Genomic DNA, 20495 nt, shown 5'->3' with positions numbered 1-20495 from the left:
GTAACCGTTGTTTTATGGAACCTAAAGGAAAGGGGGAGCTAGTATGAATAAGTATATAAAGAGGCAAGCTCAGAAAGTCCTATCAAAACCTTGTTTATTGCCAATTTCTGCTTTGTTTTCTCCTAGATATTCAGGAATTGGATCTATTGCTATGCTTCACAGAGTGATTCCAAACAATGATAAAATTTTATGTGAAGATCTAGAGATTAAAGCAGATTATTTAGAAAAGACAATCAAATATTTCCTGGAAAATAATTATGAGGTGGTGTCTTTAGACACAGTACATGAAATATTGATAAATAAGATTAAAATCGATAAAAAATTTGTGGTTTTTACTTTCGATGATGGATATATTGATACATATGATGTAGCATATCCAATATTCAAGAAATACAAAATCCCATTTACCATATATGTTACAACAAGTTTTCCAGATAAAGCAGCAATTTTATGGTGGTATGCATTAAAAGATTTAGTTATAAATAATAAGGTTGTGAACTTCAATTATAATGGTGGCAAGTATTCATTTATTACCGAAACACAGAAACAAAAAAATGATATCTATTTAAAAATTAAAGAACTAATCATGAGTGAAAATTACTTTGATTCGAAAAAATTGATAGATAATATTTTTGAGGAAAATAGGATTAGTCTGCAGGAGTATGCTGACAAGTTGACTTTAAATTGGACGCAAATAAAAGAGTTGTCAAAAGATAATCTTGTCACTATAGGAGCTCATACAACTAACCATTATAATCTCAGAAAATTAGATAAGGAAAGTGTAAAAAAAGAGATAATTGACTCAAAGAACCAACTTCAGATGATTACAGGAAAAAAGGTAGAACACTTTGCTTTTCCTTTTGGTTCAAAAAATGAAGCTAGCAAAAGAGAATTTCAGATAGTTAGTGAGTTAGGATTTAAAACTGTTACTACCACACGATGCGGAAATATATTTTTAAATCACAAAGAGCATACTAACTGCTTACCAAGGATTTCAATCAGTCCTTATACAGAATCTCCATATACACAATTTTATACAAATGGCTTTATTCCTGCTATTGCAAATAAATTTAAAAGGATAGTAACAGATTGATTTTTGTTGTCTAGAAATCATAAAAAACTTATAAACAGGTGAAGAGAATGAGTGAAATAAGTATTGTTGTTCCAGTATATAATGTAGAAATGTATTTGAAGAAATGTATATCTTCCATATTAGAACAATCATTTACTGATTTTGAATTGATTTTAGTAGATGATGGGTCAAAAGATAAAAGTGGAAGGATATGTGATGAATATAAAGAAAAAGATTCTAGAATAAAAGTAATACATCAACAAAACGCAGGCTTATCTGCTGCTAGAAATATAGGAATCGAAACTTCAGAAGGTAAGTATATAACATTTATAGATAGTGATGACTTTATACATGGAAATATGTTAGAAATATTGTATAACAATTTGTTGGATAATAACTCAGATATATCAATATGCGACTATGAATTAGTATATGAAGGCATGGAATTACCAGATGAATATTGTAATAATCATACATTATACACTAATATCCAAGGGGTAAAAAAAATTATTGAGAATAGTGAGACAAAGATGATAGTTGCTTGCTGCAAATTATATAAACGAAGCTTATTCAGAGGTATACGGTACCCAGCCCAAAAATATCATGAAGATGAGTTTGTTACTTATAAGTTATTGTATAAATCAAATAAAATAGTGGTAACAGATGCAAAGTTATATTATTATCGTAAAAGAGATAATAGTATTACTGGTAGTACATATAGCATCAAAAGGCTAGAAAAATTGGAAGCATTAGAAGAAACTATTATGTTTTTTCAAAAGGAAAATAATAAAATGCTTACTATTCTAGCAGAATTTAGATATTTATTAAATATACAAATTGCCTATTATAGAGTTAAATATGAAATGAACTCTAATAAACGAATTATGAATAAATTAAAAATACAGTATAATCAAAAATTTTGCGAATTTTCAAGAGAAAATATAAAAAGTATTCCCATAATAAAAAGGATGATATTAAGAGTTTTTTATATTTTTCCTAATATATATTGTGGTTTAGTTAGATTATGTTTAGTTTTTGGTTTAAAGTTCGGAGGAGAATAGGATGAGGAAAAGTATGGTTTTATTTTTAGCTTTATTATTGATAATAATTATAGCAGTAGGAACTGTTATATATTTATACATACCAAAAATTACTCTAAATTTTAAAGAGAGCAATAAAGAAGTGATAAATCCAGGACGAGGTTTTTATGTTCAAATTAATAGTAATGAAGAAGAGAGGTTTGAAGAATTAAATGATGAAAATATTAAAATAGCGCTTGTTGCATATGATATAGAAGATTATTTAAATACCAAAATTCCTGAAGAAAAATTAAAGGAATTAGAAATACTGTTAAATAAAGCGCGAGAGTATGAGATGCAAATTGTATTTAGGGCTGCATATGGATTTGATCCAAAATATGAAGACCCTGAAACTATAGATACTATTTATACACATATAAAGCAAATAGCCCCTATCTTAAATAAAAATAAAGATGTTATCTTAAGTGTTCAAGCTGGATTTATAGGACCGTGGGGAGAATGGCATAGTAGTAAGTTTTTTAAGGGTGATAAGGATGAAGTGAGGTATAGGAATAGAATATTAACAGTAATGCTTGAAAATTTGAATAAGGATATAGTTATCAATGTGAGACGACCAAGATTTATTAGAGATGCAATAGATGAGGGTATTGATAATTCTAGATTAGGCCTACATAATGATGCATTATTGTCTACAGAAAACGATATGGGAACATATGATGATTCAGAATACACAAGAGAAAAAGAGTTAGAATGGGCAAAATCTAATGTTGCACATGGAGTAAATGGTGGGGAAATGCCAGCTGTCAGCGAGTTCTCAGCAATCGAAAATGCAGTAAAAGAGATGGAAAGTCTTCAAATAACATACTTAAATAGAAGATATAATAAGGAAGTACTAGATGAATGGAAAACTAAAGAATACCAAGGTCAAAATGGTTTTGAATATATAAAGAATCATCTGGGCTATAGATTATGGTTAGGTGAAGTTAAATTGTCTAAATACATAAAAAATAATAGAAAGTATAGTATAAAACTAGCTATCCATAATTCTGGATTTGCACCTATTGATAAAGGTAATAAATTATTTTTAGTAATGAAGAGAGGAAAAGAAATTATATATGACTCCATATTAGAAGGCGAGCTTTCTTCAATAAATGGCGGTATGGAAAAAGAATTCAAAATTAATACTACTATAGATAATTTATTTAGAGAGGATAACGAAGAAGATATACAAGTAGGGATTTATATAGCAGATTCTGATAATGAAACTGGTGAAATAGAATTTGTAAATTCAGATTTGGTATATGAAGAGGGAGTAAACTTTTTTGCAAAGTATAAAGTGCATAATAAGCATTATGTATTAGAGTAGATAGTTGCTGAATGTATGTCGAGGTTTGGGAACTTTTCAGATAGATATTCTAAGTACTGGTATGGCTTTAAATTATTAGTTAGTGCGGTCTGTATTATGAAATATACAACTGTACTAGCTTTTGTTCTTTTTAGAGTTTTGGAAAACAGAAGATTATTTTTTTGCATTATGAAAGAGTGAATACATCACATAATATAAAAATATTTTTAATTATACTATATATATTATTAAATAATACGCTTGAACAACTTGGAAGCGTAGAGAATATAGGATAATTATGGTACAATGATAAAGTATTGTGAAAAAAAGACTAATAATAGCTGATGACAAAATAACTTTAAAAAATATGATGAAAGAACTTTTAGGAGGAAAATAATTGTTTAAAAAATGGTCACTAACTACAAAAGTTGTAAGTATTACAGTTGTAATACTAATTGTAATTAATATTATTACAGGATTGTTTATTTTAAATCTTTCTATGAACGTTACAAAGAGTGAAACGGACAAGCAAATAATCAATTCCTTAAATGGAATAAGTGCCAATATTGATGGCGACAAATTAGAACAATTAATTAATAATGGAGTGGATAACAACGAGTACTATGATGAACTGTATAATTACTTAAATAAAGTCTATAAAAAGTGTGATTTTAAATATCTTTATACTATAGGACAGTTTAAAGATGGTAAGTTCTACTACTTAGTAGACTCATTAAAAAAAGATAACGAAGATTTTTCAAATTTCGGAGATGCTCTGGAAACTAATAGTTCAGCTGAAATTGAGTATGAAGATGAGAAGAAAACTTTTGAAACTGGAAGTTTTATTACAAAAATTGAGTTTTATGAAGATTGGGGATGGCTTAAAACTGGATATGTTACTATTTATAATAGTAGTAATGAGCCTGTAGCAATTTTAGCGGCAGATTTTAACGCAGATTTTCTTACAAAAAACTTGAGTCTTGATTTAAATAGACTATCTAATATTATTTGGTTTATTTTATCAATATCAATACTTATAACAGCAACAATTTTAACATTTTATTTGAGAAAATCTCTAAAACCTATAAAGTATATTGAAGAGGCTGCAATAAGCATTGCAGATGGAAATCTTAATGTAAACTTAAATCTTAAGTCTGAGGACGAAATAGGAAAAATATCTAGAGCGTTTATGATTATGGCAGATAATATAAATAATGTAATTTCTAATATAAATTCAGCTTCAGAACAAGTTGCAGCAGGAGCAGATCAAGTATCTGATTCTAGTACAATCATTTCACAAGGGGTAACAGAACAAGCGAGTTCAGTTGAACAATTAACAGCTTCAATTGATGAAATTTCTTCACAGACTAAACAAAATGCTCAAAATGCCAATGAAGCTAAGGAGATTGCAACAAAGGCTAAAGACTTTGCAACTGAAGGTAATCAACAAATGAATGAAATGTTAACTGCAATGGCTGAAATTAATGATTCTTCAAATAATATTTTTAAGATTATTAAAGTAATTGATGAAATAGCTTTTCAAACCAATATATTAGCTTTAAATGCTGCGATTGAAGCAGCAAGAGCAGGACAACATGGTAAAGGTTTTGCAGTAGTTGCTGAAGAAGTAAGAAGTCTAGCAGCTCGTTCTGCAAACGCAGCTAAAGAAACAACCACTATGATTGAAGAATCTATTAAGAATGTAGAAGTTGGAAACAGAATTGCTAATAAAACAGCAGGAGCTTTAGATAAAATTGTGGATGGAATTTCCTATGCAGCTACTTTAGTTGGAGATATTGCAGTAGCGTCTAACGAACAAGCAATTGGAGTTGCTCAAGTTAGTGAAGGTATTACTCAAATAGCTGCAGTTGTGCAAACAACTTCTGCTATATCAGAAGAGACAGCGGCTGCTAGTGAAGAGTTATCTAGCCAAGCTGAAATATTGAAAAATCAAGTAGGAGTATTTAAGTTAAAATAATTATATTAAATTTTGGCTTTGGGTGTAAGTAATGAAAATACTAAATACCTGTTATTATGAGAGAAAAAAATTCTGAAAACTCAAAATTGAGTTTTCAGAATTTAAAGGTAATTATAAAACAATAAGTAATATTTTTTCTTATTACAAAGATACTTTCCATTCAAGATAGTAATCATTATTTTCTTTTTCATATTTAATAGTTGAGCTATCCATATGGCCAGGGTGAACATTTACATCATCATCAAGACTATCAATTAAATTAACTACAGATTTTTTTAGTGCATTTAAATCACCAGTTGGGAAATCAAATCTTCCAACAGCTTCTTTAAATAACGTATCTCCAGAAAATAAATCATTCTCAAATTTATAGCATACACATCCAGCTGTATGTCCAGGGGTATGAATCACTTCGATTTTTTTATCGTCAAATTCTATAACATCTGAATCTTCAATTTTAACAATATTTAAATCATCTACAGAATATGGTTTTAACTTATTGTGTGATTTGAATCCATTAATCTCGTCAGTTTTTAGAAAACTGTATTCAGTCTTATGAATATATACGGGTACATCAAAACAATCAATCGCTCCTACATGATCATAATGACCATGAGTTAACAAAATTCCCATTACTTCTAGATTATTGTCTTCAACATATTTAATAATTCTTTCCCTTTCATAGCCTGGGTCAACTATATAACATTTTTTATTATGCTCAATAAAATAGCAGTTTACATCTATTTCTCCTCTAAGTAATAATTTGTGCATTTTTTCTCCTCCATTTTGCTTTAGTATTTGCTTTAGTAAATATAGTTCAAATATTTTTTCTCTTATATATTATAATAATAAATATTAATAGCCGCAATAAGTAAAAATGGATAAGATAATTGTATATTTAGATATTTTGTAAGTTATCAAAATCACTTTTTTTAATAAGGTCTCCAGGGGATTTTATGATAAAGCCTTTATCCCATACTTTAGTTAAAAAGTTTACTATAATAGATAAATCACCTTTAACAACTTTTTCACTTAAATTTATAATAGTTTTAAATTCATTTATTTCATTTTTGATTTCATTCAAATCATAGGCATCAGTATCTATAATATCAATAGAGCGATAATTAACATACATATCTTTAAAAATCTCTTCAGCAAGTTCGTCGCCATATTTTTCTCTTAAATATTGTAAACTAGTGTTTTTCATTTCTCTTCTACATCTTACCCAACCTTTTGTCATGAAAAAGGCACAATCATCTTCAGCAATTTTATTACGTCTACAGTTACCACCTAATACTAAGGAAAGACAATCATCAGCAACTGGTATAATTAATTTAGACATTTCAGTTTTTAATCCTATAGTACCACCCCCACATGAACCGTAAGCTAATAAAAGATTCTCATAATGACCATCATATTTATTAATTTCCTCCTGTAATTGATTACATAGATTTTCAGGTATTTCATGTAGTCCACTATTCACCCAAGTAAAATTGATATCAATGTTATTTTTCTCAGCTATATGTAAAAGCTCTTCTTTTAAGGTTTCACAAGCAATAACTAGCATATTCATAAGCACACCTCTTTAAATATTAAATTAGGTTATTCTAAATTATAATTAACTTTTCAATAATTAAATTATAAACATATTAGATTGTAGCAACAAGTAGAAAGATTAAATATACTTGGTATCTAAAACTATATTTAGTATAGAAATCCTTATATAAAGTATGAAATATATACTAAGTATTATTTTCAATACTAAGTATTAAAAATATTTGTACTTGTGATTTTAATATCTTGAGTTTATAATTTAATTATTCGAAGCAATGAAAGGAGATTTTAATATGAAAATAGCTGTTAGATACTATACCAAAAGCGGAAACACCAAGAAACTTGCAGAGGGCATTGCAAAAGCAATAGGTGTTAAAGCACTTCCAATTAGTGAACCACTTAGCGAGGATGTTGATATTCTTTTCCTTGGAAGTTCTGTATATGCCGGAGGGGTTGTAAGCGATGTTAAAAACTTTATTTCTTCAATAGATGTATCAGTTGGAAAAATAGTGAATTTTAGTACCGCTGCTTTGATAGAGTCTACATATAAACAGGTAAAAAAGCTTATTGAAAAAAAGGGAATTCAAATGTCTGATAAAGAATTTCATTGTCGTGGTTCATTTACATTGATGCACAGAGGAAAGCCAGATAAAAAGGATATTCAAAATGCAGCTAATTTTGCAAAAGAAATTGTGGGACGCTAATAAAAATAATTATAAAATAAAAATAAATTAATGAAGGAGAATTATTATGACTATAACAGAAAAAGTTTCAACTTTACTAAATGATCAAGAGGCATCAAAAGTACTAACAACCGTTTCTAGTGATGGAGTACCACACTCAATTGTAGTAGGCAGTATAATGGCACCTAATGCAGAAACAATATGCGCAGCAGAAATACTTATGAAAAAAACAGCAAAAAATTTAGAAAGCAACAAGAACATTGCAGTATTAGCTGTTAAAGGTATGGAATCATATCTTGTAAATGCAACAGTTGTAGAAAGACAAACAGAAGGCGATTTATTTGATACAGTAGCAAAAGAATTAGAGAAGATTGGTATGGCTATGTCAGGATTATGGATATTTAAGCCAACAGCTATATATGACCAAAGTGCTGGACCAAATGCAGGAACTCAAATCCTTTAATAGGAGTTATCTATAATCGTCAGGAGAGCTAGAAAGTATTAAAATCCTAAATTTCATTATGTGAAATTTAGGATTTTAAGTTCTTGTTTGTTATTAGCAAATATTGATTACATACCCAATTTGGTATGCATATAATTTACTCCACATGAGTGCATACTATCAATTACTTTGATAAAAGATTTACCTTCTTCTGTTAAATAATATTCAACTCTTGGAGGTACTTCATTGTAAGAATGTCTAACAATCAATCCAGCAGCTTCAAGCTCTTTTAGTTGACTGCTTAGATATGCTTGAGTCACTTTTGGTATAGATTTTTTGATTTGTGAAAATCTTAATGTTTTATTTTTTAATAAGAAAATTATTACAATTTTCCACTTGCCTCTAATTAATCTCTGCGCTAAGCACACTGGACATAGTGCGCTTTTCATATCATCTTCTACTTTACATTCTTTACATTCTAATAATAATTTATCCATATCGGTTTATCTCCTTTTGTGATAAGTATATTTATAAATTAAGTATATTTTGTAATACTAAGTATTATTAATATATGTACTTATGCTTCTTATATCATAAGTTTATAATTTAATTATTTAAAAGTCAATGTATATAGAAATTCTACTGTGAAATTTGAAACATAAAAGAGAAAATAAATAGAATTTGAAGAATTATTTAATTAGCTAATGAACAAGGGTAACCACAAGTTCTAACGAGTTTGGGTAAGAACTACTTATGATTAATGGGGGGATAATTATGAAAAGAATTTTATATATATTGGAAGAGTATAATAAAGGGAATTATGTTGTGTTAGGTGGAGATTGGAATCAAACATTTGATATTATTGATGCAAATCAGTTCCCACTCTTTGAAAACGGTTCATTTTATACACCATATAGTATTCCAAATGATTGGGTTGAAGAAGGATGGAATTGGGGGGTGAATGATAATGCTCCTACTTATAGATTATTAAATGAAGCATATAAAGAAGGAAAAACTCAAACAGGAGTAATCGATGGGTTTCTTGTGTCACCAAATGTTGCAATAAGTCAGACAAAAGTTATAGATTTAGAGTTTACTAACTCTGATCATAACCCTGTAGTAATGAAATTTATGTTAGAATAAATAGATAAAATGACAAAGTTACTCACATTTTCAGAATCGTGTCTAGAATATTTTATAATTTCGCTTTATCACGAGTCTCACAACATGATAATGTTTTTTGCCACCAATAATAAATGAATTATTATATGTTATAATATTTATAATATCTAGAAATACATGAATTAAATTAAGTGACGGTTATTATATAATATAACATATAAGGATGGTGAATTTTGTTTGAACGGAGCTACATGGATTAGTATATATTTACCTATATTTATTTTATTATTTGTTATATTACCACAGCAACGGAATATGCATAAGTCAGCAATAATAAAAATGAAGAAAAGGAAGGGTGAAAGAATTTTGGTGAATGAGATAATTAAAAAATATATAGGTCAAAATTGTCAAGTTAGTACTGGGTCATTTGGTATAAGTGTAGTTGGGAAAATAATTAATGTAGATGAGAATTGGATTGAGATAGAAACAAAAAAAGGTAATGAAATTATAAATTCTGAATTTATACAGAGTATTAAAATAAAATAGAAACGTTTTTAATTTATAACCAGTAGATGATAAAATCTACTGGTTAATTTTATATATGGTTGCAATGTAAATATTTGTTTAAATAACTAATATATAGTACAATGAAAAGTGATAATAACATAATATTTTAAAATTACTAAGCAAGTTTTTAGCTTGTACTGACTTTTTAAAAGATACTGAAAGTGTAAAGGTTTACGAGAGGGGCGATATAATTGATTCTTCGGGGTGAAATGTTGCAAAGATTAGCAGATGAAATCATTAAGGATATTGGGTATAATGTTAATATTATTGATGAAAAAGGAATTATCGTGGCTAGTGGCTCTAAAGACAGAGTAGGTACTTTTCATAAAATTGGAAAACAAGCAGCAGAGTTAGAAAAGCGTATTGATATTGAAATAGAAGATGAAGAAATTCTTAAAGGTGTAAAAACCGGAATTAATCAGCCTTTTTATTATAATGGTAAAGTAATAGGTGTAATTGGTATAACAGGAGATCCAGATCAAATTGATGATTTTGTAAAGTTAGTTAAATCTATGATTGAATTAATGTTTGAACAAGAAATGTTGAAACAAAAAATGTATTATAGGCAAAGTAATAAAGTATTTTTTATGAATATGCTCATGAATATTAAAACCAATGAAGATTATTTGTCTGTTTTAAGGTGGGGGACTAAGTTAGGTTATGATTTAAATAAACCTAGAATAGCTATAGTTCTGTCTCTAAAGGAAATTATGAAGAATAAACGTAACACTAAGATGTTTGAACAAAAAAATATTATTGAGGACAATATTTTAAATCTAATAAAAAAAACAAAATGCTACAGGAGAGAAGATATTCTGTCTTATGCTTCCATGGATGAAATTATTCTTTTGAAAACCATTAAAAATCTCCATGGAATGGATATCGCTGAAGAAGTTATGCAGTATGCTAAAGATATAAAGAAAAATGTTGAGGAAAAATTTAAAGGGAATATTTATATTGGAATAGGAAGTTATTATAAGGAAATTAAAAAAATTAGTAAAAGCTATTCAGAAGCTGAGTTTGTTTTAAATGAAATATTGAAGTATAAGCAAGAGGGAATTGGACATATTCATGATTACGTATTTGATTATTTTTATTCTAAAATTTCCAAAGAAAGTATGGAACATTTTTTCGAGAATTATTACTTAAAAGTAAAAGATAGACAAGCTCTAATAAAAACTATTATTGTTTTAACAAAGAGTAATATGAATATAGTTAGCGCTTCTAAGGCGTTATTTGTACATAGAAATACAGTTATTTTTAGGTTGAACAAGCTAAAAGAATTACTTAATTTAGATCCAATAAACAATCATAAAGACCGAAAATTTTGGGATATGTTAGCTATTTATATAGATACAAAAGTAGGTTAATTATATTTAGGAGTTAATAATTTCAAATTAAAAATAAAAGATATAAAAATGGTAAGCTAAGAATTTTGTACTGAGAGTACAATAATTCTTAGTTTTTTTATTGACTATACTATTTTTATTTTATAAAAATCCTTATATAATAAAGACAAGATATGAAAGAAAAAGAAAATAAAACCAAAAAAAATAAGGGAGGAAAATCAATGAAATCAAGACAAGTAGTTTTAACAGCACCAAGAAAAATCGAGGTTATAGAGGTAGACCTTAAGCCGGGTCCAAATGAGGTATTGGTAAAAACGTATATGTCATCTATATGTGGAACTGATAAAAATTATTTTAGAGGTCAGATGCCGAACAAAACTATTGTAAAGGATCCATCTGGTGGTAATGATGAAGCGTTCTTTGAATTTCCTTTACCTATGGGACATGAAGGGGCTGGAGTTGTTGTAGAAGTTGGTGAAGGAGTAACTGAGTTTAAAGTAGGAGATAAAGTTACATCATTTGCTTGGTTTAATACAATGGCTGATTATTTTATTGCTCCAGTAAAATATGATGGGGCATATAGTGGGACAGGTCTTATGAAGGTTCCAGATGGAATGGATATGACAGATGCTGCTATGGCAGAAACAACATGCTGTCCTATATATGCTGGGATGGAATCAGGAGTTGAAGTAGGGGACGACGTATTAATTGTAGGTACTGGTTTTGCAGGACAGATTATTGCTCAGATGGCAAGAAGAATGGGTGCTGGTAAAATAATCTGTGTAGATCCTATATCACGTAAACGTAAACTAGCTAAGGATTTAGGTGCAGATATTGTTCTTAATAATACTGATGATGTTGAAAAAATTGTTCTTGAAGAAACTAATGGATATGGTGTTGATGTTGCATTTGAAGTTGCAGGATATACAGAAGAATGGGGTAGTGAAAGTTTAGTAAGAGTAACAAACTTAGTAAAACATGGAGGTATTATTGGACTATATAGCTGGATTCTAGATGATGTTACTTTTAATATGGATAGATGGCATAATGATGGCCTTGATATTAGAACATTAGCATTGATGCATTCAGTACGACACAACCGTTTTTGGTACAATGAAAAGACTATGAAGATTTTGAAGGATGGATATGTAAAAGTTAAACCGTTAATCACTGATGTATTTAATCTTGATGATGCTCAAAAGGCTTTTGAAGCAGCTTGTGATACAGATGAAACATGTAAGGTTGCTTTTAAGTTTGAATAGGTTGATTTGAATAGGCAAAAGAGAATATAGTGTTGATTAGTTTATATAGAATACAACTAAAGTAATAACTTTAGTTGTATTCTATATAAAGCATAAAATATTCTTGAAAAAGTTAAAAGTAAAAAAGGAGGGCAAGAATGTTTAAAAATTTAAACCATCGCATGTTTTGGCCGGCAATTTTATTACTTTTGGGAATAGTAGTTTTGAACTTTGCAAATATTGACATGTTTACTGCTGTTGTGAATGGTGTAAACGACTGGATTTTAGATTACTTTGGAGGAACGTTTAGTTTAGTAGGACTTACAGCTGTTATCATGTGTATTATAATTTATTTTTCACCTTTTGGTAATGTAGTAATTGGAGGTAAAAATGCAAAACCAATGATGTCAAAATGGAATTGGTTTGCAATTACTTTATGCACTACTATTGCAACAGGTTGTGTATTTTGGGGGTTTGTACAACCAGTAGTGCATATTGTTCAACCACCAGTATCTATGGGACTTGAGCCAGGAAGTCCGCAATCTGCAGTGTTTGCACTATCTACTATATTTATGCAATGGAGTTTTCATCCTTATGCATTGTATTGTTTGCCTGGTTTAATGTTTGCATTTGTTTATTATAATATGAAAAAGCCTTATGGTATAACATCTACACTAATACCCGCATTAGGAGAAAAGATACCTAATAAACTTTTTGTACCTCTTAATTCGATATTTTTAGTTTCAGTAATTTTAGGGCTTTCTGCTTCAACTGGAGCTGGAATACTAAATTTATCGGGAGGGCTTAACTATTTATTAGGAATAGAAAGCAAACCAAGTCTTTGGTTAATTGTGGGCTTTTCATTTGTATCTATAGCGGTTATTTCAGCTATTACAGGTATTATGAAAGGTATTAGAGTATTATCTGATTTGAATGTAAAAGCATATTTTATTATAGCAGCTTTTCTACTTTTAACAGGACCTTTGGCATATGTGGTTAATATTGCAATTGAAGCTTTTGGACAGTACCTTGATACTTTTTTCTCACAAAGTTTGTTTACAGGAACAGCTGCTGGGGATACTTGGCCTCGTGGGTGGATAAATTACAACTGGGCAATTTGGCTTTCAACTATACCAATGGCACCATTGTTTTTAGGAAGAATATCAGTTGGACGTAAAGTAAAGGAATATATTTCAATGAATTTTATAATCCCAGGTTGCTTTGGAATATTGTGGATGAGTGTGCTCAGTGGTAATTCTATTTATCAAGAAATGACTACTGGTTCTTTATCGACTGTTATGGCAGCAAAAGGGCAGGAATTTATAATTTATGAATTCTTTACTAAATATCCATTGAGTACAATAGTTATTCCATTTTATATGATTGCAATATTTATTTCTTTTGTAACTTGTGTGGATTCAAACGTAACTGCTATGAGTTCATTGGCTTCTACTAATTTTACTCCAGATCATTCTGTTTCACCACATGGGGTTAAGATTATTTTGGGAGGACTTTTACTTGCTATTACATGGATTATGCTTACTTTTGCAAATCTTCAAGGGGTAAAAATATTAGCTAATCTAGGAGGTTTCCCAGCACTGTTTATTGAAATTATCATAATTGTTGGTCTAGTTAAAATTCTAAAAAATCCTGAAAAATATAATGAGATTGATAAGAATTAATATAATTCTAATGAAACTATTTTAAGGTGGCGAAAGTGATGAAAATAATTATTGCGGTGGATTCTTTTAAAGGAAGCATTTCAACTGTGATAGCAGCTGAGACAATAAAAAAAGGAATAGAAAAAGTTTTTCCACAAGCAGATATTGTGAAAATTCCTATGGCAGACGGTGGTGAGGGAACTGTTGATGCTTTGGTAATTGGGACGGGTGGAATAAAAAAACAAGTAGAAGTTACGGGTCCTTTAGGTGAAAAAATAATTTCAGAATATGGAATAATAAATAAAGATGTAGCAGTTATAGAAATGGCTGCTGCCTCAGGGTTACCGTTGGTTCCTGAGAATAGAAGGAATCCTCTCGTGACTACATCGTATGGGACTGGAGAGCTTATAAAAGCTGCGCTTGAAGAAGGGTGCAGGAAAATCATAATGGGAGTTGGGGGGAGCGCTACGAATGATGGTGGTGTTGGCATGGCTCAAGCTCTTGGAATGTCTTTTAAAGATAATAGTAATTGTGAAATAGCATACGGAGGAGGAGCTTTATCTAACATTGATTCAATTGATTCAAAAGCTTTGGATGAAAGACTTAAAGAGTGTGAATTAATTATAGCTTCTGATGTTACTAATACCTTATGCGGAGATGAAGGTGCATCTGCTATTTACGGACCTCAAAAGGGTGCAACGAAAGAAATGATAATAATTCTTGATAATAATTTAAGACATTTAGCTCAAAAAATTAAGGATGATTGTAATAAAGATGTACTTAATATACAAGGTTGTGGTGCAGCTGGCGGTTTACCAACTTTACTTCTTTCATATGCTAATGTTACATTGAAAGCTGGTATAGAAATTGTTCTAGATACAATAAATTTTGAAGAGTATTTACTTAATGCTGACTTAGTTATAACTGGAGAAGGGAGAATTGACAAACAGTCAGTATACGGTAAAGTTCCTGTAGGTGTTGCTAAAAAAGCAAAAAAATATAATATTCCTGTATTAGCTATCGTAGGAGGAATTGGAGAAGGGGCTTCAGCTGTATATGAACATGGAGTAGATAGCATAATGAGCATTGTAAACAGGCCTATGTCGCTTTCAGAAGCGATGGAAAATTCCACTGAACTTTTAGAAGATGTAACTGAACGAATTATGAGAAACATTAAAATTAATGTGAGTTATTAAGAATTTTTGTGGATATATATTTTTATAAGGTAATGAAATTATAAATTCTGAATTTATACAGAGTATTAAAATAAAATAGAAACGTATTTAACTTATAACCAGTAGATGATAAAATCTACTGGTTAATTTTTAGACTATAAAAAAGGAAAAGTATACACATCAATATTTATAAACATTGTAGCAATGGGTTGGGAAGCTTTAGAAAATATGTTAAAATAATATGTCGAAGATAAAATTAAGATTTTAGTATAAATTAATCTAAAGACCTGTCATAATGATAAACAGATATTTCTGAAAACTCAAAATTGAGTTTTCAGAAAAGAGTAGATAAAATTTTCTATGGGGGTAAAATATGAAATTAATTGAGCAGCATAAAAAAGCAAAATACAGATTTCAAGGAAGCGGTCCTAGAAATATTAATATTTTAAAAGAGGCATTCCAGCACATATCAGAATGCGAATTAGCAGATACTTATGGTAATGGAGAAATAATTGAAAAATTTGAGAAAAAATTTGCGAAAATTCTTGGAAAAGAGGCTGCTGTATTTATGCCTAGTGGAACTATGGCACAACAAATCGCTCTTAGAATTTACGCTGATGAAAAAAACTGTAATAAAATCGCTTATCACCCACTATCACATTTAGAAATTCATGAGCAAGATGCAGTAAAAACAATGCATCATTTAGAAACGATTCTCATAGGTGAGTCTAATCGCTTATTTACTTTAGAGGATTTAATGTCAATTAAAGAAGAAATAAGTACATTGCTTATTGAATTACCTCAACGGGAAATTGGAGGAAGTTTGCCAACCTTTGAAGAGCTACAATCAATTGTTAAATATGCAAGGTTAAAGGGGATACATTTGCATCTTGATGGTGCACGTTTATTTGAAGCACTCCCATTTTATCAGAAATCACCTAGTGAAATTTCAGCATGTTTTGATAGTGTATATATTTCATTTTATAAAGGAATTGGCGCTATTGCTGGAGCCATTTTAGCTGGAGAAAAAGAGTTTATAGACAAAGCTAAAATTTGGAAACGTAGACATGGTGGTGATTTAATAAGTTTGTATCCTTACATCATTACAGCTGATTATTTTTATGAAAAAAGAAAAGATAAAATGCAAGAGTTTTATTTGAAGGCTAAGGAATTAGCAAAGTATTTTAATGATTTATCCTTTGCTTATACTTTACCTAAAATACCAATGACTAATATGTTTCATGTATATGTGGAAAAAAGTCGTGATGAATTAGAAAAAATCATTGCAAAAGTCTTTGATGATTTTGATGTTTCAATAACTAATCATATTATAGAAATAAATGAAACAACATCAAAATTTGAAATATCAATAGGCGAGGATTTTTCGAAAATTCCAAAGGATTTACTAAAACAGATATTTTCAGATATATAAAATCTAATAATTAGTAAAATAAAAAAATGAAAATTGATAAAATAAAACAATAAATATTAAAATAAAATAAGATGGTGAACACATGATTAAAGTTAGATTAGAGAAAAACAAAAGGGGGAAAATAATCTTTAAATTAAAAATTGATGATATTGATAAAAAAAACTTTATGTTCAAGAGAGTACTTATGGACTCAAAAGTAATTAAAGAAAAATCACAGTTTGATTATATAGTACCTTTGAGATTTTTTATCCCAATATGTAATAATATAGATAAAAAAGATTTAACAATATGTAAAAAAAGTATAATGTCTTATCTGGAATTTTCTGATTGTTATGATGAGAAATATTATACCGATACAGATGCTAATGCAAAGTATATGAAAAAGTGGATAGAAGAAGGGTGTCCTTATATTTATAGAATCACAATAGATAGAGATAATTATGATATAAAAAAAGAAGTGGCTTTTCAGAAACCTAAGATAAAAATTAAAAATTTGAATCTTTAGTGAAAAGATTTATTTTAAAATAATATCATGTAGGGGTGTTTATATGGATGATATATTGTTGAAAATACAGTCCACAGTACAAAGATATACAGATGTAGTTTCAAATATACTTGGTATCGATGTTGAGGTTATGTCAAAAAATATGATACGTGTTGCGGGGACAGGGTTGTTTCGTTCAAGAGTAGGCGAAAAGATGGATAATGATAGCTATGTTTATTCTCAAGTAATTTTGAATAAAGAAAAAATAGTAATTCAAAATCCTGGTACAAGTCCTATATGTAAAAATTGTCCACAATATAATAACTGTCCTGAAACCTTTGAAATATCAATGCCTATTATTGCAAATAAGGAGGCTATTGGAGTTATTGGTTTACTTGGTACTACAAATGAACAAAGAGATATAATTGTCAAAAACCTTCATGCATATCTTGATTTTATAGAACATATTGCATATTTTATAGGCTTACAGGTTACGGAACGGCTTCAAAGTGATAGATTTCATGAAATAAATAAGCTCCTTTACAGAATAACAGATAGTATAGATCAAGGAATTTTGATTTTAAATACATCAAAAAAGCTTGTTTATGCAAATAACTCTGCTAAAGAACAGCTTTCGCTTAAGGATAGCTTACCCAAAAGTTTCAAGATTGAAAATAATGATATTAAAGCAGAGAACTATTTTGAATACTCCTGTTATGTAGAAGATAGAAAATATACTCTTGTTGGTGAGGAATTTGTTAATAGAAATATTGATGAACTTAATCATATAATTATGTTTAATGAAAAATCCATGGTTAAGCAAAAGATAAATGCCCTTTCAAAAATGATGTTTAGTCTTAATAGAGATTTAATTTTAGGAGCATCAAAAAATATAATTGATATTAAGTCCAAAATTGAGCGTTTAGCCGATGTTTCCTCAACTATTTTGATAGTAGGTGAAAGCGGAGTGGGTAAAGAAGTTGTTGCAAAAGCTTTATGGGAAAGAAGTAATAGAAAAAATAAGAGATTTGTTGCTATAAATTGTGCAACAATTCCTGAAGCACTTATGGAAAGCGAGTTATTTGGTTATGCAAAAGGAAGTTTTACAGGAGCTAATTCTTCAGGTCAAATGGGTAAATTTGAATATGCTGATAAGGGAACTCTATTTTTGGATGAAATGGGAGATTTGCCCTTGTTTTTGCAAGCTAAGCTTCTAAGAGTTCTTCAAGAGAAAAAAATTACGAGAGTTGGATCTAACACGGAAATTTCTGTAGATGTTAGAGTGATTGCAGCAACGAACAAAAACCTAAAGGATATGGTTGAAAATGGTACTTTCAGAAAGGATTTATATTATCGTTTAAATGTAATTCCAATAGAAATTGAACCATTACGGCGAAGAAGGGTAGATATAGAAATTTTAACCAGATATTTTCTTGAAAAATATTCTAAAAATTTCGATAAGCAGTTACCAGAAATAGACGAATCGGTTATGGGAATTTTAAAAAGCTATAGCTGGCCAGGTAATGTTCGAGAACTTCAAAATGTTGTTGAGTATATGGTTGCGATGTCAGAGAATGAACTTTTGATAAATATTCAACATCTCCCTAAGTATATAGCAAGTATTGAAAACATTCCTAAAACCACAAGTGGAGTTATTCCATTAAACGAATTGGAAAAAAGAGAAATTTCAAAAGCTTTAGATTTATATGGAAATTCTACAGAATCAAAAAAGAAAATTGCAGAAGAACTTGGAATAGGACTTTCAACTTTATACAGAAAAATGGCTCAATATAAATTGTCATAATGAGAATTGTATTTGTTTATGTTCTAGGAAAAGACACTAAGAATAAAGGGGATTATGGCATTTGTCATTTTGGGAAACGAATTATCATTTTGACAATTTGTTTTCTTTTAATAATAACCATATAATTACATATTGTTGATATTAAGCTTAGTTTCATTATTTGATGGTATATTTGATGGTATAAAAGTTTATATATTAATCGGTTAATAGTATATAATTCTAAAAATTTTTTATAAAACGTAGAATTATATATATTTTTTTGAAAACGTTAACGTTGGCATAAATTTTGCTTATTAAAATATCAAGAAATAATAGGGAGGTGAAAAAAATAATGGCAGAAATACAAAATGAATGCCTAAAAATCAAAGATGAGATGCTTAGTTTTTTACAACAACTTATAAGAATTAAAAGCTTTACAGGAGCAGAAAAAGAAATTGCAGAATGTGTAAAGAAAAAGATGATTGAGCTTGGATATGACAGAGTTATTGAAACTGAACTTGGCGATGTTGTAGGAGTAATGGGAAGTGGTCCAATAAAGATATTGTTTGATTCACATATGGATACAGTAGAAGTGAATGACGAAGAAAATTGGACATATCCACCCTTTGGTGGAGAGATTGCTGACGGGAGAATCTATGGTCGTGGCACTGTTGATATGAAAAGCGCAATCGCTTCAAGTGTGTATGCAGGGTATTTGGCAAAGAAGTTGGGTTTTGATAAAGGAAGAACCATTTATGTAAGTGCTTCTGTTATGGAAGAAGACTTTGATGGTAACGCACTTGGTGGCATTATAGATGAACTTAATTTGAAACTTGACTACGTTGTGATTTGCGAGCCTAGTGAAAATAAAATTGCTATTGGTCATAGAGGTAGAGCTCTTTTTGAAGTTCATACACATGGAGTTTCGTGTCATGGAAGTGCTCCGGAAAATGGTGAAAATGCAGTATACATAATGAATGAAGTAATCTCAAGAGTAAAAGAAGTAAATAGAAAATTATATAAGAAAAGTGGAGAGCATGGCTCAGTTGCACTAAGCAAAATAGAAAGTTCTTCAGTTTCCCTTAATGCTGTGCCAGATGAATGTACTATTTATTTAGACAGAAGATTAACTATAGGGGAAACATACGATGTTCTAGGAACTGAGATGGATTTGCTTGTTGAAGGTCTCAATTCTGATTGGAATGTTTATGTTGCCAAAGGAAAAAGTTTTACAGGAAAAGATGTTAGAATGAATAGTTTTATGGAAGCATGGAGTACGGCGGAGAATCATCCTTTACCTAAGGCAATGGCAGAGGCATATTTAGAGCAAACAGGTAAAAAACCTGAATTTTTTAAATGGAATTTCAGTACTAATGGTTTTGCATCTACCGCTAGAAAAATACCGACCATAGGAATAGGTCCTGGTGAAATTAAATATTGTCATATGAGAGATGAAAATTGCAAGGTGGATGATATTATAGAAGCTTGTGCAATATATACTGGATGTATAGAAAGGTTGGTTTAAAAAGTAAGTGACATTAGCTACTTTAACGGTTCTAAATTAATTGTT

The 20495-nt window shown here is 29.5% G+C and carries 19 protein-coding genes; 16 read left to right on the top strand and 3 right to left on the bottom strand.

The genetic code is table 11. The features are described from left to right. Positions 1–43 precede the first annotated feature (43 nt). From ACQ3F0_RS07415 to ACQ3F0_RS07400, 4 genes are all read left to right on the top strand, one after another. Positions 44–1093: a polysaccharide deacetylase family protein gene (locus ACQ3F0_RS07415; RefSeq protein ID WP_428864522.1), complete on the top strand. Its 1050-nt coding sequence runs from the start codon at positions 44–46 to the stop codon at positions 1091–1093. Between the two features lie 47 nt (positions 1094–1140). Further along, positions 1141–2133 (top strand): glycosyltransferase family 2 protein, encoded by a 993-nt coding sequence (locus ACQ3F0_RS07410; protein WP_428864521.1) that lies wholly within the window; start codon positions 1141–1143, stop codon positions 2131–2133. Between the two features lies 1 nt (position 2134). Next, the gene (locus ACQ3F0_RS07405; protein ID WP_428864520.1) at positions 2135–3478 is read left to right on the top strand and encodes a DUF4874 domain-containing protein; all 1344 of its coding nucleotides are present in this window, start codon (positions 2135–2137) and stop codon (positions 3476–3478) included. 376 nt (positions 3479–3854) lie between these two features. Further along, the gene (locus tag ACQ3F0_RS07400) at positions 3855–5435 is read left to right on the top strand and encodes a methyl-accepting chemotaxis protein (protein WP_428864519.1); all 1581 of its coding nucleotides are present in this window, start codon (positions 3855–3857) and stop codon (positions 5433–5435) included. Positions 5436–5576: 141 nt separating this feature from the next. Here the strand turns inward: ACQ3F0_RS07400 and ACQ3F0_RS07395 are convergent, their stop codons facing one another. Further along, positions 5577–6203 carry an MBL fold metallo-hydrolase gene (locus ACQ3F0_RS07395; RefSeq protein ID WP_428864518.1) on the bottom strand — a complete coding sequence of 209 codons (627 nt, stop codon included), beginning with the start codon at positions 6201–6203 and terminating at the stop codon, positions 5577–5579. 127 nt (positions 6204–6330) lie between these two features. Beyond that, positions 6331–7005 (bottom strand): DUF1638 domain-containing protein, encoded by a 675-nt coding sequence (locus ACQ3F0_RS07390; protein WP_428864516.1) that lies wholly within the window; start codon positions 7003–7005, stop codon positions 6331–6333. A gap of 274 nt (positions 7006–7279) precedes the next feature. On the opposite strand from ACQ3F0_RS07390, the gene ACQ3F0_RS07385 reads away from it, so the two are divergent. Further along, positions 7280–7690: a flavodoxin family protein gene (locus ACQ3F0_RS07385; protein WP_428864515.1), complete on the top strand. Its 411-nt coding sequence runs from the start codon at positions 7280–7282 to the stop codon at positions 7688–7690. 46 nt (positions 7691–7736) lie between these two features. Beyond that, positions 7737–8132 carry a pyridoxamine 5'-phosphate oxidase family protein gene (locus ACQ3F0_RS07380; RefSeq protein WP_428864514.1) on the top strand — a complete coding sequence of 132 codons (396 nt, stop codon included), beginning with the start codon at positions 7737–7739 and terminating at the stop codon, positions 8130–8132. 107 nt (positions 8133–8239) lie between these two features. Here ACQ3F0_RS07380 and ACQ3F0_RS07375 read toward each other — a convergent pair whose 3' ends face one another. Then, complete coding sequence (locus ACQ3F0_RS07375; RefSeq protein WP_428864512.1) at positions 8240–8608, bottom strand: winged helix-turn-helix transcriptional regulator; 369 nt, start codon at positions 8606–8608, stop codon at positions 8240–8242. Positions 8609–8885: 277 nt separating this feature from the next. Between ACQ3F0_RS07375 and ACQ3F0_RS07370 the strand changes: the two genes are divergently transcribed. The 10 genes from ACQ3F0_RS07370 (at position 8886) to ACQ3F0_RS07325 (ending at position 20450) form a co-directional block, all read left to right on the top strand. Beyond that, a complete protein-coding gene (locus tag ACQ3F0_RS07370) occupies positions 8886–9254 on the top strand; it encodes an exonuclease/endonuclease/phosphatase family protein (protein ID WP_428864511.1) in 369 nt (122 codons plus the stop codon). Positions 9255–9470: 216 nt separating this feature from the next. Continuing rightward, positions 9471–9779, top strand: coding sequence for a DUF6897 domain-containing protein (locus ACQ3F0_RS07365; protein WP_428864510.1), 309 nt, complete (start codon positions 9471–9473; stop codon positions 9777–9779). A 212-nt stretch (positions 9780–9991) separates the two neighbouring features. After that, positions 9992–11170: a CdaR family transcriptional regulator gene (locus ACQ3F0_RS07360; RefSeq protein ID WP_428864509.1), complete on the top strand. Its 1179-nt coding sequence runs from the start codon at positions 9992–9994 to the stop codon at positions 11168–11170. Positions 11171–11370: 200 nt separating this feature from the next. Further along, positions 11371–12411 (top strand): zinc-dependent alcohol dehydrogenase, encoded by a 1041-nt coding sequence (locus ACQ3F0_RS07355; RefSeq protein ID WP_428864508.1) that lies wholly within the window; start codon positions 11371–11373, stop codon positions 12409–12411. A gap of 137 nt (positions 12412–12548) precedes the next feature. After that, entirely contained in the window at positions 12549–14072 is a 1524-nt protein-coding gene (locus tag ACQ3F0_RS07350; RefSeq protein ID WP_428864507.1) for a BCCT family transporter, read from the top strand. A gap of 38 nt (positions 14073–14110) precedes the next feature. Beyond that, positions 14111–15247, top strand: a complete 1137-nt coding sequence (locus tag ACQ3F0_RS07345) for a glycerate kinase (RefSeq protein ID WP_428864506.1) — start codon at positions 14111–14113, stop codon at positions 15245–15247. A gap of 352 nt (positions 15248–15599) precedes the next feature. Then, on the top strand, positions 15600–16658 hold the full coding sequence (locus ACQ3F0_RS07340; protein ID WP_428864505.1) for a threonine aldolase family protein: 1059 nt from the start codon (positions 15600–15602) through the stop codon (positions 16656–16658). A gap of 82 nt (positions 16659–16740) precedes the next feature. Then, positions 16741–17163 carry a hypothetical protein gene (locus ACQ3F0_RS07335; RefSeq protein ID WP_428864504.1) on the top strand — a complete coding sequence of 141 codons (423 nt, stop codon included), beginning with the start codon at positions 16741–16743 and terminating at the stop codon, positions 17161–17163. A gap of 43 nt (positions 17164–17206) precedes the next feature. Next, entirely contained in the window at positions 17207–18946 is a 1740-nt protein-coding gene (locus ACQ3F0_RS07330) for a sigma-54 interaction domain-containing protein (RefSeq protein ID WP_428864503.1), read from the top strand. Between the two features lie 331 nt (positions 18947–19277). Continuing rightward, the gene (locus tag ACQ3F0_RS07325) at positions 19278–20450 is read left to right on the top strand and encodes a YgeY family selenium metabolism-linked hydrolase (protein ID WP_428864502.1); all 1173 of its coding nucleotides are present in this window, start codon (positions 19278–19280) and stop codon (positions 20448–20450) included. Positions 20451–20495 lie beyond the last annotated feature (45 nt).

It is taken from the genome of Clostridium sediminicola, assembly GCF_050402865.1.
Lineage (GTDB): Bacteria > Bacillota > Clostridia > Clostridiales > Clostridiaceae > Clostridium_AF > Clostridium_AF sediminicola.
This window is presented reverse-complemented; position numbering and strand designations above follow the sequence as displayed.